Below are 835 nucleotides of genomic sequence, written 5' to 3' on the forward strand. Positions count from 1 at the left end.
AAATGGAAAAGGAGCGTGGTATCTCGGTAACGACCTCGGTGATGCAGTTTCCATTTAATAAATTTATGGTTAATTTGCTTGATACGCCGAAGCACGATAATTTCTCGGAGGTTACTTAACGAGCCTAAACGGCGGTTGACTCTAGTTTGATGGTGATTGATTCAGCCAAAGGTGTAGAGGAACGTACAATCAAATTAATGGAGGTTACGCGTATTAGTGATAGGCCTATTGTAACCTTTATGAATAAGCTCGATAGGGATATTAGAGATCCGATAGAGTTAATGGACGAAGTGGAAGACGTTCTAAAGATTGTGTGTGCACCAATCACCTGGCCTATTGGCATGGGTAAAGAGTTTAAAGGTGTTTATCACTTATATAAGGATGAGACAGTCCTTTATCAGACGGGGCAAGGTCATCAGATTCAGGATTCAAGAGTAATAAAAGGTCTCGATAATCCAGAGCTGGAAGAGGCGATTGGGCATTATGCAGAAGAACTTAGAGATGAAATTGAATTAGTTAAAGGTGCATCGCACGAGTTTGATCATGAGCTATTTTTAGCAGGCGAACTGACGCCGGTGTACTTCGGTACCGCTCTGGGTAATTTTGGTGTAGACCATATGCTTGAAGGCTTAACTGAGTGGGCGCCTGCGCCGCAATCACGAGCGACGAATGTGCGCCAGGTTGAGGCCGAAGAAGAAAAGTTCACAGGCTTCGTTTTTAAAATTCAGGCAAATATGGACCCAATGCATCGAGACAGAATCGCATTTATGCGCATTTGTTCGGGAAAGTATAAGAAAGGAATGAAGTTAAAGCATGTTCGCACAGGTAAAGATGT

At 42.9% G+C, this 835-nt stretch carries 1 pseudogene; it reads left to right on the forward strand.

The window, feature by feature from the left end:
• Nucleotides 1-835 (forward strand): annotated as a pseudogene (gene prfC / locus A3756_RS04775) (peptide chain release factor 3); the annotation flags it as partial.

It is taken from the genome of Oleiphilus sp. HI0086, from assembly GCF_001635225.1.